This is a genomic window from Citrobacter sp. FP75 (assembly GCF_018342065.1).
Classification (GTDB): domain Bacteria; phylum Pseudomonadota; class Gammaproteobacteria; order Enterobacterales; family Enterobacteriaceae; genus Citrobacter.
Window position 1 is genome coordinate 82,365 of record NZ_JAFDOE010000001.1, and the last position, 18,087, is coordinate 100,451.

At 53.8% G+C, this 18,087-nt stretch carries 19 protein-coding genes; 7 read left to right on the top strand and 12 right to left on the bottom strand.

The window, feature by feature from the left end:
* The first annotated feature begins 1 nt into the window (after position 1).
* From ribD to pgpA, 5 genes are all read left to right on the top strand, one after another.
* A complete protein-coding gene (gene ribD / locus JQ822_RS00380; RefSeq protein WP_213131811.1) occupies positions 2 to 1,105 on the top strand; it encodes a bifunctional diaminohydroxyphosphoribosylaminopyrimidine deaminase/5-amino-6-(5-phosphoribosylamino)uracil reductase RibD in 1,104 nt (367 codons plus the stop codon).
* A 90-nt stretch (positions 1,106 to 1,195) separates the two neighbouring features.
* Entirely contained in the window at positions 1,196 to 1,666 is a 471-nt protein-coding gene (gene ribH / locus JQ822_RS00385) for a 6,7-dimethyl-8-ribityllumazine synthase (RefSeq protein WP_045440500.1), read from the top strand.
* Positions 1,667 to 1,685: 19 nt separating this feature from the next.
* On the top strand, positions 1,686 to 2,105 hold the full coding sequence (gene nusB / locus JQ822_RS00390; protein ID WP_096758086.1) for a transcription antitermination factor NusB: 420 nt from the start codon (positions 1,686 to 1,688) through the stop codon (positions 2,103 to 2,105).
* A 77-nt stretch (positions 2,106 to 2,182) separates the two neighbouring features.
* Complete coding sequence (gene thiL, locus JQ822_RS00395; RefSeq protein ID WP_213131812.1) at positions 2,183 to 3,160, top strand: thiamine-phosphate kinase; 978 nt, start codon at positions 2,183 to 2,185, stop codon at positions 3,158 to 3,160.
* A complete protein-coding gene (gene pgpA, locus JQ822_RS00400) occupies positions 3,138 to 3,656 on the top strand; it encodes a phosphatidylglycerophosphatase A (RefSeq protein WP_003021578.1) in 519 nt (172 codons plus the stop codon). Before thiL ends, pgpA begins: the two co-directional genes overlap by 23 nt.
* A 49-nt stretch (positions 3,657 to 3,705) precedes the next feature.
* Here the strand turns inward: pgpA and yajO are convergent, their stop codons facing one another.
* Genes yajO through xseB form a run of 4 tightly spaced genes read right to left on the bottom strand, consistent with a single transcriptional unit; the run spans position 3,706 to position 7,766 of the window.
* The gene (gene yajO, locus JQ822_RS00405; protein ID WP_213131813.1) at positions 3,706 to 4,680 is read right to left on the bottom strand and encodes a 1-deoxyxylulose-5-phosphate synthase YajO; all 975 of its coding nucleotides are present in this window, start codon (positions 4,678 to 4,680) and stop codon (positions 3,706 to 3,708) included.
* Between the two features lie 56 nt (positions 4,681 to 4,736).
* On the bottom strand, positions 4,737 to 6,599 hold the full coding sequence (gene dxs, locus JQ822_RS00410; protein WP_213131814.1) for a 1-deoxy-D-xylulose-5-phosphate synthase: 1,863 nt from the start codon (positions 6,597 to 6,599) through the stop codon (positions 4,737 to 4,739).
* Positions 6,600 to 6,623: 24 nt separating this feature from the next.
* Positions 6,624 to 7,523, bottom strand: a complete 900-nt coding sequence (gene ispA, locus JQ822_RS00415; protein ID WP_213131815.1) for a (2E,6E)-farnesyl diphosphate synthase — start codon at positions 7,521 to 7,523, stop codon at positions 6,624 to 6,626.
* Complete coding sequence (xseB, locus tag JQ822_RS00420) at positions 7,524 to 7,766, bottom strand: exodeoxyribonuclease VII small subunit (RefSeq protein ID WP_135322868.1); 243 nt, start codon at positions 7,764 to 7,766, stop codon at positions 7,524 to 7,526. It abuts the gene before it with no gap.
* A 196-nt stretch (positions 7,767 to 7,962) separates the two neighbouring features.
* Here xseB and thiI point away from each other — a divergent pair, with 196 nt between their 5' ends.
* Positions 7,963 to 9,411: a tRNA uracil 4-sulfurtransferase ThiI gene (thiI, locus tag JQ822_RS00425; protein ID WP_213131816.1), complete on the top strand. Its 1,449-nt coding sequence runs from the start codon at positions 7,963 to 7,965 to the stop codon at positions 9,409 to 9,411.
* Between the two features lie 47 nt (positions 9,412 to 9,458).
* On the opposite strand, the gene JQ822_RS00430 is transcribed toward thiI, so the two are convergent.
* The 3 genes from JQ822_RS00430 to panE are packed head-to-tail and all read right to left on the bottom strand — an operon-like array spanning position 9,459 to position 12,038.
* On the bottom strand, positions 9,459 to 10,541 hold the full coding sequence (locus JQ822_RS00430) for a hypothetical protein (protein ID WP_213131817.1): 1,083 nt from the start codon (positions 10,539 to 10,541) through the stop codon (positions 9,459 to 9,461).
* 32 nt (positions 10,542 to 10,573) lie between these two features.
* On the bottom strand, positions 10,574 to 11,164 hold the full coding sequence (gene yajL, locus JQ822_RS00435) for a protein deglycase YajL (RefSeq protein WP_213131818.1): 591 nt from the start codon (positions 11,162 to 11,164) through the stop codon (positions 10,574 to 10,576).
* The gene (panE, locus tag JQ822_RS00440) at positions 11,127 to 12,038 is read right to left on the bottom strand and encodes a 2-dehydropantoate 2-reductase (RefSeq protein WP_213131819.1); all 912 of its coding nucleotides are present in this window, start codon (positions 12,036 to 12,038) and stop codon (positions 11,127 to 11,129) included. Before panE ends, yajL begins: the two co-directional genes overlap by 38 nt.
* A 174-nt stretch (positions 12,039 to 12,212) precedes the next feature.
* On the opposite strand from panE, the gene JQ822_RS00445 reads away from it, so the two are divergent.
* Positions 12,213 to 12,704, top strand: a complete 492-nt coding sequence (locus JQ822_RS00445) for a YajQ family cyclic di-GMP-binding protein (protein ID WP_096758076.1) — start codon at positions 12,213 to 12,215, stop codon at positions 12,702 to 12,704.
* Positions 12,705 to 12,749: 45 nt separating this feature from the next.
* Here the strand turns inward: JQ822_RS00445 and JQ822_RS00450 are convergent, their stop codons facing one another.
* The 5 genes from JQ822_RS00450 to cyoB form a co-directional block, all read right to left on the bottom strand.
* Complete coding sequence (locus JQ822_RS00450) at positions 12,750 to 14,114, bottom strand: MFS transporter (RefSeq protein WP_213131820.1); 1,365 nt, start codon at positions 14,112 to 14,114, stop codon at positions 12,750 to 12,752.
* 146 nt (positions 14,115 to 14,260) lie between these two features.
* A complete protein-coding gene (gene cyoE / locus JQ822_RS00455) occupies positions 14,261 to 15,151 on the bottom strand; it encodes a heme o synthase (protein WP_181688417.1) in 891 nt (296 codons plus the stop codon).
* A gap of 11 nt (positions 15,152 to 15,162) precedes the next feature.
* Complete coding sequence (locus JQ822_RS00460) at positions 15,163 to 15,492, bottom strand: cytochrome o ubiquinol oxidase subunit IV (RefSeq protein WP_213131821.1); 330 nt, start codon at positions 15,490 to 15,492, stop codon at positions 15,163 to 15,165.
* Positions 15,492 to 16,106, bottom strand: a complete 615-nt coding sequence (locus JQ822_RS00465; RefSeq protein WP_135322861.1) for a cytochrome o ubiquinol oxidase subunit III — start codon at positions 16,104 to 16,106, stop codon at positions 15,492 to 15,494. The genes JQ822_RS00460 and JQ822_RS00465 overlap by 1 nt, the downstream gene beginning before the upstream one ends.
* Positions 16,096 to 18,087, bottom strand: a complete 1,992-nt coding sequence (gene cyoB / locus JQ822_RS00470) for a cytochrome o ubiquinol oxidase subunit I (RefSeq protein ID WP_135322860.1) — start codon at positions 18,085 to 18,087, stop codon at positions 16,096 to 16,098. The genes JQ822_RS00465 and cyoB overlap by 11 nt, the downstream gene beginning before the upstream one ends.

An 18,087-nucleotide genomic window follows, 5' to 3' on the forward strand; every position in this document is an offset into this window, starting at 1 on the left:
CATGCAGGATGAATTTTACATGGCGCGCGCGCTGAAACTTGCTGCGCGCGGACGTTTTACCACCCACCCCAATCCCAACGTGGGCTGTGTAATTGTTAAAGACGGGGAAATCGTCGGTGAGGGGTATCATCACCGTGCGGGTGAACCTCATGCCGAGGTCCATGCGCTGCGTATGGCTGGTGATAAAGCGCAAGGGGCCACCGCTTATGTGACGCTTGAGCCGTGCAGTCATCACGGGCGCACGCCGCCGTGCTGCGATGCGTTGATTGCTGCGGGCGTGACGCGCGTGGTTGCCGCGATGCAGGATCCCAACCCGCAGGTGGCTGGACGCGGGCTTTACCGTTTACAGCAGGCGGGCATTGACGTCAGTCACGGCATGATGATGAGCGACGTTGAGCTGCTGAATAAAGGCTTTCTCAAGCGGATGCGCACCGGATTTCCGTATCTACAGCTTAAGCTCGGCGCATCGCTTGATGGTCGCACGGCGATGGCCAGCGGTGAAAGCCAGTGGATAACGTCACCACAGGCGCGTCGCGATGTTCAGCGCCTGCGTGCGCAAAGTCATGCCATATTAACCAGCAGTGCCACGGTACTGGCGGACGATCCTCAGCTTACCGTCCGCTGGTCGGAGCTTGATGAATCAACCCAGGCGTTGTATCCGCAGGAAAATCTGCGTCAGCCGATCCGCATTGTTCTCGATCGCCAAAACCAGGTCACGCCTGAGCATCGTATTGTGCAACAGCCGGGAGAAACCTGGATTGCCCGCAGCAACGACGATTCGCGTATCTGGCCTGAGAGCGTTCGCAGTCTGAAGGTGCCGGAGCATAACGGGAATCTGGATCTAGTGGTGTTGATGATGCAACTGGGTAAGCAGCAAATTAACAGCATTTGGGTTGAGGCTGGCCCAACGCTTGCTGGCGCGTTATTGCAGGCTGGGCTGGTCGATGAGCTAATCGTTTATGTTGCGCCTAAACTGTTAGGAAGTGATGCGCGAGGATTATGTGTGCTGCCGGGCCTTGAGAAACTGGCCGATGCCCCCCATTTCAAATTCAACGAGATACGCCAGGTGGGCCCGGACGTTTGCCTGCATTTAACGACTGCGTGAGGCTTTCTGATTTAGAGGAAGCAGCGCACAGAATATTATGATAAAATCCGCCCCCCTTACGGGGCTATAAATCGAACCCGAAGGAAGAATATGAACATTATTGAAGCTAACGTTGCTACTCCGGACGCTCGCGTCGCCATCACCATTGCGCGTTTCAACAACTTTATCAATGACAGCCTGCTGGAAGGTGCGATCGACGCCCTGAAGCGTATTGGTCAGGTTAAAGATGAAAACATTACCGTCGTTTGGGTTCCAGGCGCGTATGAGCTGCCGCTGGCGGCTGGCGCTCTGGCAAAAACCGGTAAATATGACGCGGTGATTGCGTTAGGCACGGTGATCCGTGGTGGTACCGCACACTTCGAATATGTGGCTGGCGGTGCCAGCAATGGCCTGGCGCATGTCGCTCAGGACAGTGGCATTCCGGTAGCCTTCGGTGTTCTGACCACCGAAAGTATTGAACAAGCCATCGAACGTGCTGGCACGAAAGCCGGTAACAAAGGCGCAGAAGCTGCTCTGACCGCGCTTGAAATGATTAATGTATTGAAAGCCATTAAGGCCTGATTTTTGTAAGGGGAAATCCGTGAAACCTGCTGCTCGTCGCCGCGCCCGTGAGTGTGCCGTCCAGGCGCTCTACTCCTGGCAGTTGTCCCAGAACGACATCTCTGATGTTGAATACCAGTTCCTGGCGGAACAGGACGTAAAAGATGTCGACGTTCTGTATTTCCGTGAACTGCTGTCCGGGGTGGCGACTAACAGCGCGTACCTGGATGGACTGATGAAGCCATACCTGTCTCGTCTGCTGGAAGAGCTGGGTCAGGTAGAAAAAGCCGTACTGCGTATTGCACTGTTTGAACTGTCTAAACGTAGTGATGTGCCGTATAAAGTGGCCATCAACGAAGCGATTGAACTGGCGAAAACCTTCGGCGCTGAAGATAGCCATAAGTTCGTCAACGGCGTACTGGATAAAGCAGCACCTGCGATTCGCCCCAACAAAAAGTGATCTCCAGGCCGGCAGGATGGCGGAATTATATTTCCGCTGTCGCCGGCCTTTTCTTTTTTCCTGCTGAGGCATAACGTATGGCATGCGGCGAATTCTCCCTGATTGCCCGTTATTTTGACCGTGTTAGAAGCTCTCGTCTTGACGTCGAAACCGGCATTGGTGACGATTGCGCACTCCTGAACATCCCTGAAAAACAGACGCTGGCGATCAGTACCGATACGCTGGTGGCGGGTAATCACTTCCTTCCCGATATTGATCCAACAGATCTGGCCTGGAAAGCGCTGGCGGTTAATCTAAGCGATCTGGCGGCGATGGGCGCTGACCCTGCATGGCTGACGCTGGCGCTCACGTTACCTGACGTCGATGAAGCCTGGCTTGAAGCCTTCAGCGATGGCCTGTTTGAACTCCTCAATTACTATGGTATGCAGCTGATTGGCGGGGACACCACGCGTGGGCCACTGTCGATGACGCTGGGTATCCACGGCTACGTCCCCGCAGGGCGGGCCTTAAAACGCTCAGGCGCGAAGCCGGGAGACTGGATTTACGTCACCGGCACGCCGGGCGACAGTGCCGCCGGTTTAGCTATTTTGCAAAACAGATTGCAGGTTACAGAGACAAAAGACGCAGACTATCTGCTTCAGCGTCATCTTCGCCCCACGCCGCGTATCTTGCAGGGACAAGCCCTGCGTGACCTGGCTAGTGCGGCTATCGATATTTCCGACGGCCTGATTTCCGATCTGGGACACATCGTTAATGCCAGCGGCTGCGGCGCGCGGGTTAACGTCGATGCGCTGCCTTACTCACCGGCATTTATCCAGCACGTTGAACCGGAACAGGCGCTGCGCTGGGCGCTCTCGGGCGGTGAAGATTATGAGTTATGCTTTACCGTACCGGAAATTAACCGTGGTGCACTGGACGTGGCGCTGGGACATCTCGGCGCGTCGTTTACCTGCATCGGGCAGATGAGCGCGGATGTGGAAGGCATTCACTTTACGCGCGATGGAAAACCCGTCACGTTCGACTGGAAAGGATATGACCATTTTGCCGCGCCTTAAAAAAGATGTCGCCAAAAGCCGCCTGAGTATGCGCAACCCGTGGCACCTGTTGGCTACTGGTTTTGGCAGTGGGCTAAGCCCAATAGTTCCTGGCACGATGGGATCGCTGGCGGCGATCCCATTTTGGTATTTAATGACGTTTCTGCCGTGGCAGCTGTATTCGCTGGTGGTCATGTTGTCGATTTGTATCGGTGTTTACCTGTGCCATCAAACGGCGAAAGATATGGGCGTTCACGATCACGGCAGCATTGTCTGGGACGAATTTGTCGGGATGTGGATAACCCTGATGGCGCTACCGACCAACGACTGGCAGTGGGTTGCCGCGGGCTTTGTGATTTTCCGTATTCTGGATATGTGGAAACCGTGGCCGATCCGCTGGTTCGATCGCAACGTACATGGCGGTACAGGGATCATGATCGACGACATTGTGGCCGGGATACTTTCTGCCGGGATCCTGTATTTTATCGGCCATCACTGGCCGGTAGGTATTATTTAAATGGGTTTGCCGGATGGTAGCGTAAACGCCTTATCCGGCAAACCGAGACTTATTTAAATCCCACCACCGGATGCTGTTTGTACGGTGTTTCCAGTTCGGCAATCTGTTCCGGCTTCAGCGTTAAATCCACCGCATTGAGCAACTCATCCAACTGTTCCTCACGCGATGTGCCGATAATCGGTGCTGCCACGCCGGGTTTGCTCAGCAGCCATGCCAGTGCCACCTGCGCACGCGTTACGCCCAGCTCTTCACTGACGCCGGTCAGCCGTGCGGCAATTTGCGCGTCGTTTTCATCGCTCTCACGGTACAAATTTTTGCCGACTTCATCTGAGACTACTCGCGCGGTTGTTTCTCCCCATGGCCGCGTCAGGCGACCACGCGCCAGCGGACTCCATGGGATCACCGCCACACCTTCCTGATGGCAAAGCGGCAGCATCTCGCGTTCTTCTTCGCGATAGATAAGGTTGTAGTGATCCTGCATGCTGACAAACTGCGCCCAGCCGTGTTGCTTCTGTAAGGCCAGCGCCAGCGCAAATTGCGCAGCATGCATCGATGAGGCACCGATATAGCGCGCTTTACCGGCTTTTACTACGTCGTTGAGGGCTTCCAGCGTTTCTTCGATTGGCGTGTTGTAATCCCAGCGGTGAATTTGCAGGATGTCCACATAGTCCATACCCAGGCGTCTGAGACTGTCGTCGATCGAGCGCAGGATTTGTGCGCGGGATAAGCCTTCAGCTAAATCATCAACCTGGTGAAAAACTTTGGTAGCGACCACGACATCTTCACGGCGGGCGAAATCACGCAGCGCACGGCCGACAATTTCTTCACTGCTGCCAGCGGAGTAGCTGTTAGCGGTATCGAAAAAGTTAATGCCGCCCTCAAGGGCGTGTTTGATTATCGGGCGACTACTCTCTTCAGGCAGCGTCCAGGCGTGATTGCCGCGATTGGGCTCGCCAAACGTCATGCAACCCAGGCAAAGGCGGGAGACCCGTAGGTCGGTTTTTCCTAAGGTGTTGTATTTCATCAATCCACTCCTGCTTAGCTCGTGATGAATTAAGCATAGCAGGAGCGGGGAGGGGATTATGCCAGCCAGGCCTTGATTTTGGCCTCAATGCCGGCGGCATCAAGACCCAGATCGGTGCGAGCCTCGTCCTGAGTTCCCTGCGGGATGAAGAAGTCAGGCAGTCCAATGTTCAGCACCGGAACGGGCTTGCGATGGGCCATCAGCACTTCGTTTACGCCACTGCCAGCACCACCCATAATGGCGTTCTCTTCGATGGTGACCAGCACCTCGTGTTGGGCGGCCATTTCCAGGATTAACGTTTCATCCAGCGGCTTCACAAAGCGCATATCGACCAGCGTGGCGTTCAGCGATTCTGCGACCTGAGCGGCTTCCGGCATCAGGGTACCGAAGTTGAGAATTGCCACTTTTTCCCCGCGACGCTTCACGATACCTTTACCAATTGGCAGCTGTTCCAGCGGCGTCAACTCGACGCCCACTGCGTTACCGCGCGGATAGCGCACAACCGTTGGACCATTGCTGTAGTGATAGCCGGTGAACAGCATCTGGCGGCATTCGTTTTCATCGCTCGGGGTCATAATGACCATTTCCGGGATGCAGCGCAGAAAGGAGAGATCGAACGCGCCCTGATGGGTTTGTCCATCTGCGCCAACAATACCTGCCCGGTCAACGGCGAACAGGACCGGCAGTTTCTGGATGGCGACATCATGCAGCACCTGATCGTAGGCGCGTTGCAGGAAGGTAGAATAAATGGCAACGACCGGCTTATAGCCGCCAATCGCCAGACCCGCAGCAAAGGTCACCGCGTGCTGTTCGGCAATTGCCACGTCGAAGTAGCGGTCCGGGAACTTACGTGAGAACTCCACCATACCGGAGCCTTCGCGCATCGCCGGAGTGATCGCCATCAGCTTGTTGTCTTTCGCCGCGGTCTCGCACAGCCAGTCACCGAAGATTTTTGAATAGCTCGGCAGGCCGCCGCTGCTTTTCGGTAGGCATCCGCTGGACGGATCGAATTTGGGCACCGCGTGGAAGGTGATCGGGTCTTTTTCCGCCGGCTCGTAGCCACGACCTTTTTTGGTCATGATGTGCAGGAACTGCGGGCCTTTCAGATCGCGCATGTTCTTAAGCGTCGTGATAAGCCCCAGCACGTCGTGACCGTCTACCGGGCCGATGTAGTTAAAGCCCAGCTCTTCAAACAGCGTACCCGGAACAACCATGCCTTTGATGTGTTCTTCGGTACGTTTGAGCAGCTCTTTAATCGGCGGTACGCCGGAGAACACTTTCTTCCCGCCTTCGCGCAGCGAGGAGTAAAGTTTGCCGGAGAGCAACTGCGCCAGGTGGTTGTTCAGTGCGCCGACGTTCTCTGAAATCGACATTTCGTTGTCGTTCAGAATCACCAGCATGTCGGGCTTAATATCACCTGCGTGGTTCATGGCTTCAAACGCCATGCCGGCGGTGATGGCACCGTCGCCAATCACGCAGACGGTACGACGTTCTTTGCCTTCTTTCTCGGCAGCAACCGCAATGCCGATGCCAGCGCTGATGGAGGTCGAGGAGTGTCCAACGCTCAGTACGTCATACTCACTCTCTCCGCGCCACGGGAACGGATGCAGACCGCCTTTCTGGCGAATCGTGCCGATTTTATCGCGGCGGCCGGTCAGGATTTTGTGCGGATAAGCCTGATGTCCCACATCCCAGATTAACTGGTCAAACGGGGTATTGTAGACGTAGTGCAGCGCGACGGTGAGTTCCACCGTGCCCAGACCAGAGGCGAAGTGCCCGCTGGAACGGCTCACGCTGTCGAGCAAATAGCGGCGCAGCTCGTCGCAAAGCTTTGGCAGGCTCTCTTTTGGCAGCAGGCGTAACTCCGGAGTGGAGTCGACCAGCGCCAGGGTCGGGTATTTGGCTATATCAAAACTCATCGCAAGCTCATGGGATATGTTGGTTTATTTATCACGCTGGATTATATAGTCCGCTAGCGCTTCCAGTGCCGAGGTATCGAGTGACTGTGCGGCCAGCAGGCTTAGCGACTGGCGGGCATCTTCGATTAAATCCCGGGCTTTATTCCGGGCTTGCTCAAGACCCAGAAGTGCAGGATAGGTACTTTTGCCAAGCTGCTGGTCAGCACCCTGACGTTTACCCAATGTTGCAGTATCGCCTACCACATCCAGGATGTCATCCTGAACCTGGAAGGCCAGACCGATGCTTTCTGCGTATTTGTCGAGTATTGCCAGGCAGTCTCGCCCTTTATCGCCAGCGCTTAACGCACCCAGACGCACGGCGGCGCGAATCAATGCCCCGGTTTTATGGCGGTGAATACGCTCCAGCGCATCCAGCGCTACCTGATGACCTTCAGCTGCCAGATCCAGCGCCTGGCCGCCGCACATACCGGCGATACCGCTGGCTTGGGCCAGTTCAGAGATCATCGCGATGCGGTCTCGGTCAGAAACTTCCGGCATCGGGGCGTCGCTGATAATGGAAAACGCCAGTGTTTGCAGCGCATCGCCGGCCAGGATCGCGTTTGCCTCGCCGAATTTAACATGGCAGGTCGGCAGACCGCGTCGCAGGTCATCATCGTCCATCGCGGGTAAATCATCGTGCATCAGCGAATAGGCATGGATGCACTCAACCGCAGCGGCGGGAGCGTCGAGCGTACTCAGGCTGACGCCAAACATCTGACCGGTCGCATACACCAGGAACGGGCGCAGACGTTTACCGCCTAATAATGCGCCATACTGCATGGTCTCGACCACGGGAGTGTTCTGAAAGGGCAATGGCGTGATAAAACGGCTCAGTGCCTGGTTGGCCTGCTCAACGCAAGCCTGCAGCTGCTGCGTAAAATCCATTTACTCATTATCCGGTGTAAAAGGCGTGAGGGTGGCATCTTCAGTATCTGACAGCAGGATTTGTACGCGCTGTTCAGCCTGCTGCAATTTGACCTGTCCCTGACGTGCTAACTGTACGCCACGTTCGAACTCGTTTAACGCTTCTTCCAGCGGCAGGTCGCCGCTTTCCAGACGGGTAACAATCTGTTCCAGCTCGCTCAACGCAGTTTCAAAACTGGCGGGCGCTTCATTTTTCTTCGGCATAATGAATGTCTGACTCTCTGTATTGGCAGCACAAGACTATGGTAACGGACTCGCACTGATAAGCAAATAACGCGCAATGTGCACAGTAGCCGTGTGATGGTGATATACTTGCGCGCCTGGATGCAGTCGCGGGTATGGGCTGCTGTATTTTTTTCCATTACAAGTCGTTCAGACTTGCCAAAGAACCATTGCCGCCATGAAGTTTATCATTAAATTGTTCCCAGAAATCACCATCAAAAGCCAATCTGTGCGTTTGCGCTTCATAAAAATTCTGACAGGGAACATCCGTAACGTTTTAAAGCACTATGATGAAGACCTTGCCGTTGTCCGCCACTGGGATCACGTTGAGGTTCGCGCTAAAGATGAAACCCAGCGTCTGGATATTTGTGATGCGCTGACCCGTATTCCGGGGATCCACCATATTCTCGAAGTAGAAGACGTGCCGTTTACCGATATGCACGATATTTTCGAGAAAGCGTTGGTGCAGTATCGCGATCAGCTGGAAGGTAAAACCTTCTGCGTGCGCGTTAAGCGTCGCGGTAAGCATGAGTTTAGCTCCATTGAGGTGGAACGTTATGTTGGTGGTGGACTGAATCAACATATTGAATCCGCGCGCGTGAAGCTGACCAAGCCCGATGTGACCGTTAATCTTGAAATCGAAAACGACCGTCTGCTGCTGGTGAAAGGCCGCTACGAAGGTATTGGCGGCTACCCGATTGGCACGCAGGAAGACGTGTTGTCATTGATTTCCGGTGGTTTTGACTCCGGTGTTTCCAGCTATATGCTGATGCGTCGCGGCTGCCGTGTACATTACTGCTTCTTTAACCTCGGTGGTGCTGCGCATGAAATCGGCGTTCGCCAGGTGGCGCATTACCTGTGGAACCGCTTTGGGAGTTCGCATCGCGTGCGTTTTGTCGCCATCAACTTTGAGCCGGTGGTGGGCGAGATCCTCGAGAAAGTTGACGATGGCCAGATGGGCGTGGTTCTTAAGCGTATGATGGTTCGCGCGGCGTCGAAAGTCGCTGAACGCTACGGTGTACAGGCGCTGGTAACCGGTGAAGCGCTGGGCCAGGTCTCCAGCCAGACGCTGACCAACCTGCGTCTGATCGACAACGTTTCTGATACCCTGATCCTGCGCCCGCTGATCTCGCACGACAAAGAACACATCATTGATCTGGCGCGTGAAATTGGTACCGAAGACTTTGCCCGTACCATGCCGGAGTACTGCGGCGTGATTTCAAAAAGCCCGACGGTGAAAGCGATTAAAGCGAAGATTGAGGCCGAAGAAGAAAACTTCGATTTCTCAATCCTCGATAAAGTGGTCGAAGAAGCGAACAATATTGATATTCGTGATATCGCCCAACAGACGCAGCAGACCGTGGTGGAAGTGGAAACCGTGAGCGGTTTTGGCCCGAACGATGTGATTCTGGATATTCGCTCTGTGGATGAGCAGGATGACAAACCGCTGAAAGTGGAAGGTGTGGACGTGGTTTCCCTGCCGTTCTACAAGCTGAGCACCAAATTCGGCGATCTTGACCAGAATAAAACCTGGCTGCTGTGGTGTGAACGCGGAGTGATGAGCCGCCTGCAGGCGCTTTATCTGCGCGAACAGGGCTTTGAAAACGTGAAAGTGTATCGCCCGTAGTCGTTCGATGGTTGCCCGGTGGCACGTTGCTTACCGGGCAGACATGACTATTCAAAACGGACGGGGAGCGTCTTCCCGTTCGATTCCCATACTCCCTGATAGACCCCGTCTTTTAAATCCAGCGTTATCTTCTCTTGCGATTGTTCAGCGGCAGACGTCTTCAGTTCATAATGTTGATTGTTGGCTGTGTTGCACTTGCCGGCTAATTCAATCGGTGCACCAAATTTTTGGTAATAATAGGCCCCTTCAAAAAAATCACCGTATTTGCAGTCCACCTTCAACACGATGCGCATACTTTTCCCCAGCGTGCCGTACATCACCTTGCCGTCAATGCCGGGTGCTGGCGAAACCGGTTTTGTATTCTTAGCGGAAGTCAGATACTGACCGTAGGGCGTGAGCCGATCGTGCAGTTCCACGGTTAGGATTTTTGTTGTGAAATCACCCAGCTCGTCGAGCGCACGGCTGGCGTGGTTGCTACAGCGTCCGTTCAGGAAGGCCAGATGGTCTTTTTGCAGGGAGAACTTGCCGATGTAGTACAAACCGTCGGTGTAGGTTGCGCACGATGCGTAGAATTCTACGTAGTTAAAATCCTCACCTTTCTCGTCTTTTATTTGCTCCGGCGTCTGCGATTTATGCGCATCAACAAAGGTGTCGATTTGGCCGCGAATATCTTTTCTGACGCGGGTGTTCAATTCGGCCATCGTGGAGCGGGAAAAGAGGTCGTTGAGGGTAATTGCCGCGCCGTTGGTTAAATCGAAGCTGATCGGCACATTGTACGACTCACAATACGCCCCGCAGCCTTCGACAAACATGTTCAGGGTCAGGACTCTGGCGTCGCGAGACTCAACCGTGTAGTCAAGGTTTGCGGTGGGGTTCATCTCTGATTTCGCAAACTGATTCACTGTTGTTTGCGGATTATTACCCGGTAGATGATTGATGAAGTTTGTGAAAATATAATCGTTTATGCGTTTTGCGACCTTTGGGTTATCCGCTGAGGAAAACCAGGGCAGGCGATACTGCACTTCAGTGCTTGCCGGGTAGCGATACTCAATGCTGTTGATTGCAAGCTGAGCTGCTGTCGCGTAGTCGGAAAGAAGCAATAAAGCCACTCCGTTCAGATATCCTTTCATCGTTATTCCTTGTAAGAGAGTGGCCTGAAGATTTACTCGTAGTAGTTATAAATTCCCGCTGCCATCACCAACTGTGACGCCACCTCGTGGGCTTTTTCGCGACTGACCAGGAGATCGATGATTTTTAAACCGAAATCGATGGAGGTTCCCGGCCCCTGGCTGGTTAACAGGTTGACGCGCGGATCCCACACGACGCGTTTGTCCTGCCACTGTTCAGCAGGAATCTTATCTTTCAGCGCCGGGAAGCCGGTCATGTTCCCTATGGGGAAAATGTCATGCGGGACAAGCACGGTGGCGGCTGCGGCACAAATAGCTGCAACAATGCGTCCGGAGCGGTGAAACTGTTTCACGGTTTCAACCAGCAACGGGCTGTCGCGAAAACACTCTGCGCCTTTAATGCCGCCGGGCAGTACGATAATGTCGTAATCGCCGTCGGCAACTTCGACCAGCGGCGCATCTGCCAGCAGTTTTACACCGCGCGAGCACACAATGGTCAGGTTGCCATCGCTGGCTACGCTGGCGGTAGTCACCTTAATTCCGCCACGAACCAGTAGATCGATAGTGGTGACCGCTTCGGTCTCTTCACTACCATGGGCGAGGCAAACCAGTGCCTGAGCGCTCATACTCACTCTCCTTTCGCTTAACCATTTCAAACAGGTGGGCATTTTCCGGGACGGCGATGCCGTGTGCACGCGCGCGTTTCAGCAAATAACCGGTAATGTAGTCAATCTCTGTATGGCGTAGAGCACGGATGTCCTGCAGCATTGAAGAGACATTTTCCGCCGTACTGTCAATCACTTGCTCAACATAATAGCGTAAATCATCCACGGATGTATGATGGCCTTCGCGTTCGATAACCGCCGCAACTTCCTGACAGATTAGCGCTATTTTTTCAGGATGCTGGCGTAGCTCGCCGTTTTGGCAGTTCCACAGCGCGGTAAGCGGGTTAATGACGCAATTGACTGCCAGCTTGCGCCACAGTTCCGCGCGGATGTTATCGTGCCAGGCAACGTCCGGTAGCACCTCTTGCAGGGTCTCTGCCAGATAGCTGAAATCGCCATCCTGTTCACGCGCTGGTCCGATGCGTGTTGTCCCTTTTGCCACGTGGATAATGACGTTGCCATCACGGCGCGCAGCATGCGTCGTGGTGCCCATCAAAAGCGGTTGTACAATGCTTTGCAGCTCATCAATGGTGCCCATTCCGTTGTGAATTAACAGGATTGGGGTAGTTTTGGGCAGAATGGTTGCCAGACTTTTTACCGCATCAGAAACCTGCCAGGCTTTCAGCGTTACCAGCAACAGATCGCTTTTTGCCAAAAAGTCGGGATCGTTTGCCGTCAGGGATTCATTAAAAACCGACCCATCCGTGTCAATCAAATTAACGCTGCAATAAGGTTGTGGCACGCGTAGCCACCCTTGAACTTCATGTCCATGTTTACACAGCGCTGTCAGCCAAAGCTGCCCTAAGGCTCCGCATCCCAGTACGGTAATTCTCATTCATCCTCCTCACCTGCAACAGCACCAGGTGCTAATCCATATCGTCTGCATCCCATTATTGTTCGCCGCTACCTTTGCCACGTACAATTAGGGGATACAGCCTAGTATAGCGCTGTCTGTTGAGTAACTTTGCAGGTATTATGCTTCGCATCAAAAACGAAGGGAGAGGAAAAGATGCCATCTTTCGATATTGTCTCTGAAGTTGATCTTCAGGAAGCGCGTAACGCGGTCGATAATGCGAGCCGTGAAGTAGAGTCACGCTTCGATTTTCGGGGCGTTGAAGCCACTTTTGAGCTGAACGAAGCAAATAAGACCATTAAGGTGCTGAGCGAGTCTGATTTTCAGGTCAATCAGCTGTTGGACATTTTGCGTGCCAAGCTGCTGAAGCGCGGGATTGAAGGGACGTCGCTGGACGTTCCGGAAACGTTCACCCACAGCGGAAAAACCTGGTTTGTGGAAGCGAAACTCAAGCAGGGCATTGAAAGCGCGGTACAGAAAAAAATCGTCAAGCTGATTAAAGACAGCAAACTGAAGGTGCAGGCGCAGATTCAGGGCGAAGAAATTCGTGTTACCGGCAAAGCGCGTGACGATCTGCAATCTGTCATGGCGTTGGTTCGTGGTGGCGATCTCGGCCAGCCGTTCCAGTTTAAGAACTTCCGCGACTAAGTTGTTATGTCAGATGGCGCGAGTCGCCATCTGACAATCTCATTATCACGCCTGGCTTATTGCCTGCTCAACTTCGAATCGATTGGTCACTTTGCTGTCTATTTTCACGTAGGCCGAATGCTCCTTCGCTACAATTAACACTTCGCTTATCCCTTCTTTCGCCAGCAGACGCTGCTTTAACGTGTCATCTGGGGCAATCCCAGATGGGATTTCTACGCGCAGGCTGCTGACATACGGCGGTTCTTTCATTGTGCTTGCCACCAGTAACCAGACTGCTGCCAGCAGCGCACCGGCCAGGAATACTGCCTGACCATCAAACATTTCGACCACCCAACCGCCCAGCGAACCGCCAATTGCCACGCCAAGAAACTGGCTGGTGGAGTAAACGCCCATCGCTGTGCCTTTGTAACCCGCAGGTGATTCTTTGCTGATAAGCGAGGGGAGGAGGGCTTCCATCAGGTTAAAGGCGAGGAAGAACAGTTGAACGCCCGCAATCAGCCCCCAGAAACGCACGTCAGCGCTCCATAGTACGATCTCTGCGATAAGGATCAGTACCACGCACGACAGGAACACGCGTTTCATACGGCGTTTTACTTCGGCATAAATGATGAACGGTACTACGGAAACAAAGGACAGCAGCATCGTCACCAGGTAAATTTTCCAGTGCTCGGCGGCGGGGAAACCCGCTTTTGCGAGCTGGCCCGGCAGTGCGACGAAGGTGGACATTAATAAAATGTGCAGGCACATGATGCCGAAATTGAGCTTCAATAGTTTAGGCTCAGCCAGCACTTTGCTAAAGCTGCCCTTTACCATGCCCGATTCGCGGTTCAGAACGTGGTTGGTGCTATTGGGAACGACCCAGATGGTCAGCACGATACCTGTGGTTGCAAGCGCGGCGATCATCCAGAACAGTGCATGTAACCCTAGCGCATGAGTGACGATCGGCCCGAGCACCATAGCAATGGCGAAGGTGATACCAAAGCTAACGCCGATAAACGCCATCGCTTTGGTACGATTTTGCTCTCGGGTTAAGTCTGAAAGCAGTGCCATCACGGCGGCGGCAATTGCCCCGGAACCTTGCAACGCGCGACCGAGAATAATTCCCCAAATAGAATCTGATAGCGCAGCAATCACGCTGCCGAAAACGAATACCGCCAGCCCGCCGACGATAAGCGGTTTACGACCGATGCGGTCAGAGAGCAGACCAAAGGGGATCTGGAAGACGGCCTGCGCCAGGCCATAAATGCCAATGGCGAGGCCTATCAGCGCTTCGCTGGCACCCTGCAGCGCCATGCCGTATGTGGTCAGAACCGGCAGGACCATAAACATGCCAAGCATGCGCAAAGAGAATACGGTCCCTAAACCCCAGGTGGCGCGCAACTCACCGGGCGTCATTTTATAATCGTTCATTCCCACCTCTGTTTTAATTTCGCGCCTAGTGTAAAGCGGTAAGCAGGCAGGGTAAATACGTGGTTATTTAACAAATATGACATTGTCATGTTTTATGATGAGAATAAAAAAGGGTGCCGAAGCACCCTTTTCGTATCAGCAGATTCTTACCAGACGTAAGTCAGCAGGTTCTGCGAGTTTGGCACCATAAAGTCGACGGACATCATTACGCTCAATGCTGTGATGGCGATGATGGAGAAACCGAACAGCTTGCGCGCCCAGACTCTGTCATCTTCCACTTTATAACCGCGCAGTGCCATGCCCAACCACCAGACGCTCACCGCCGCAGCAACAATCAGGTATTTATAACCTGCATAACCGCCCAGGGTTAGCATCAGCGTGGCGATAGCAAACGCCACGATGTACAGCGTGATATGGTTCTTCGCGACCGAAATGCCTTTCACCACCGGCAGCACCGGAATGTTGGCAGCCTGATAATCCTTAAAGCGGAAAATCGCGATGGCGTAAGAGTGCGGCATCTGCCACAGGCTGAAAATCGCCAGCAGAATCAGCGCACCGCTGTCGAAACTTCCGGTGACGGCGCAGTAACCAATCACCGGCGGCGCAGCGCCGGAGAGTGAGCCAATCAACGTGCCGTAGACCGAGTGACGTTTCATATACAGGCTGTACACGCCCACATAGACCACGAAGCCCATTACCCCCAGCCAGCAGGCCAGAGGATTCGCGCCAAACCACAGCAGCATAAAGCCAGCAATACCCAGCAAGGTGGCGTATACCAGCGAGACCGCAGGGGAAATCAGACCTTTAACCAGCACGCGGTTTTTGGTCCTCTCCATCTTCCTGTCGATATCCCTGTCGATGTAGTTGTTAAATACACAACCCGACGCCACAACCAGTGACACCCCGACCAACGTGTAGATAAACAGGGGATAATCAATACTGCCTTTCGAGGCCAGCAGGAATCCACCAATCACCGAGATCAGGTTGCCAAAGATGATGCCTGGTTTCGTTACTTGCAGGTATTGCTTAAACATCATAATCGCCGCTCTTAGTGCATCATCATGTTGTAGTTCAGGTTCCACATAATCCAGATGGAGCCCACAACCAGAATGGCGATGATTAGCACAGTAAAGACAAAGGCCGTCATGTTCCAGCCTTCATCAGATTTGCTATTCATGTGCAGGAAGCACACCAGGTGAACCAGTATCTGTACTACTGCCATTGCGAGGATAGTCCCCAGAATGACGGCAGGAGAGGCAGAACCAGTCATCACCATCCAGAACGGAATGACCGTCAGGATCACCGACAGGATAAAGCCTGTCATGTAGGTTTTTACGCTGCCATGGGATGCGCCGCCGCTGACATTAGAATGACTCATTACATCGCCCCCATCAGATAAACAACAGTGAACACACAGATCCACACCACATCCAGGAAGTGCCAGAACAGGCTCAGGCACATGATGCGGGTACGGTTAGTGCTGGTCAGGCCGCGACGGGCAACTTGCACCATCAGCACCGCCATCCAGATAAGGCCGGAAGTGACGTGCAGACCGTGCGTACCGACCAGCGCGAAGAACGCCGACAGGAAGCCACTACGATCCGGGCCCATACCGTTAACGATCAGGTGATGGAATTCATAGATTTCCATCCCGATGAATCCGGCACCGAACAAGAAGGTCAACGCCAGCCAGGAAATGACCTGGCTCTTGTTGTCCTTGTACATGGCGATCGCCGCCATGCCGTAAGTTATGGAGCTGAATAACAGCAGGAAAGTTTCAACCAGTACGAACGGCAGTTCAAAAATGTCCTTACCTGTTGGGCCACCCGCGGTGCCGTTCACCAGAACGGCATAGGTTGCAAACAGAATAGAGAACAGAATGCAGTCGCTCATCAGGTAGACCCAAAATCCGAAGATTTTGGTCTGGCCTGCATCGTGGTGCCCGTGTTCGTGCGCGTGGGCATTCGCGTGCGCTAAAGTATCAGTTGCCATTTTTCAGCCCTGCCTTAGTAATCTCATCGAAATGCTGATTTTCCAGTTTTTCGACTTCCGGGACCGGCACGTAGTAATCCACGTCTTCATCAAAGCTTTTCACAATCCAGCTGATAATCATGCCTGCGAAGCTTGCAATCGCCAGCCACCAGATATGCCAGATCATGGCGAAACCAAACAGTGTCGCGAAGGCGGTAATAACGATACCGGCGCCGCTGTTCTTCGGCATATGAATCTCTTCATAGTGCGCAGGCTGCTTGTACGCTTCACCTTTTTCTTTCATTTCCCAGAAGGCATCACGCTCGTGAACATGTGGCACAACGGCAAAGTTATAGAACGGAGGCGGGGAAGAGGTTGCCCACTCCAGCGTACGGCCACCCCACGGGTCACCGGTCAGGTCACGGTTCTGCTCGCGGTCGCGAATAGAGACGTAGATCTGAATCAGCTGGCACAGGATACCCAGTGCAATCAGCGCGGCGCCACAGGCGGCAACAACCAGCATCGGGTGGAACTGCGGGTCAATCTGCTGGCTGAGGCGACGGGTCATACCCATAAAGCCCAGCACGTACAGCGGCATAAATGCCACGAAGAAGCCGATGATCCACAGCCAGAATGCGCGTTTACCCCAGGTTTCGTTCAGCGTGAAGCCAAACGCTTTTGGCCACCAGTAGGTCATACCGGCGAAGCAGCCAAATACGACGCCGCCGATGATAACGTTATGGAAGTGCGCAATCAGGAACAGGCTGTTGTGCAGCACGAAGTCCGCACCCGGAACCGCCAGCAGTACGCCGGTCATACCGCCGACTGAGAAGGTGACGATAAAGCCAATCGTCCACAGCATCGCTGAGTGGAATACGATACGACCCTGGTACATGGTGAACAGCCAGTTGAAGATCTTCACCCCGGTCGGGATGGCGATGATCATGGTGGTAATACCGAAGAAGGCGTTAACGTTAGCGCCTGCACCCATGGTGAAGAAGTGGTGCAGCCAAACAACGAACGACAGAACGGTGATACACACGGTTGCCCACACCAGCGAGGTGTAACCAAACAGGCGTTTACGCGAGAAGGTCGCCGCGATTTCGGAGAACACCCCGAAGACCGGCAGAACCAGAATGTACACTTCCGGATGGCCCCAGGCCCAAATCAGGTTGATGTACATCATCATGTTGCCGCCCATATCGTTGGTAAAGAAATGGGTGCCCAGATAGCGATCCAGGGTTAGCAACGCGACGGTAACCGTCAGGATTGGGAAAGAAGCGATAATCAGGATGTTGGCGCACAGAGATGCCCAGGTAAATACCGGCATCTTGAACATGGTCATTCCTGGCGCACGCATCTTAATGATGGTCACAAAGAAGTTGATACCGGTTAAGGTCGTACCAATACCGGACAACTGCACCGCCCATATCCAATAATCAACCCCGACGCTTGGACTGTACTCTATTCCCGAGAGCGGCGGATACGCCAGCCAGCCGGTCTGTGCGAACTCACCTACGCCCAGAGACAGGTTAACCAGGATAACGCCGACAACAGTGAACCAGAAGCTCAGGTTGTTCAGGAATGGGAATGCAACGTCACGCGCGCCGATCTGCAGCGGAACCACCAGGTTCATCAGACCGATAACAAATGGCATTGCGACGAAGAAGATCATAATCACGCCGTGAGCCGTGAAGATCTGGTCGTAGTGGTGCGGTGGCAGGAATCCCGCTTCCCCTGCGGAAGCCAGCGCTTGCTGACTACGCATCATGATGGCGTCGGCAAAGCCACGAATTAACATGACGATTGCGACGATGACATACATGATGCCAAGGCGTTTATGGTCAACCGAAGTCAGCCACTCTTTCCACAGGTAGGTCCACTTACCGAAGTAAGTAATGAGGCCCAGTAAGGCCGCTCCACCGATGATAATGGCAGCGATCGTAACCATGACGATTGGTTCATGGAACGGGACTGCATCCAGTGTCAATTTTCCGAACAT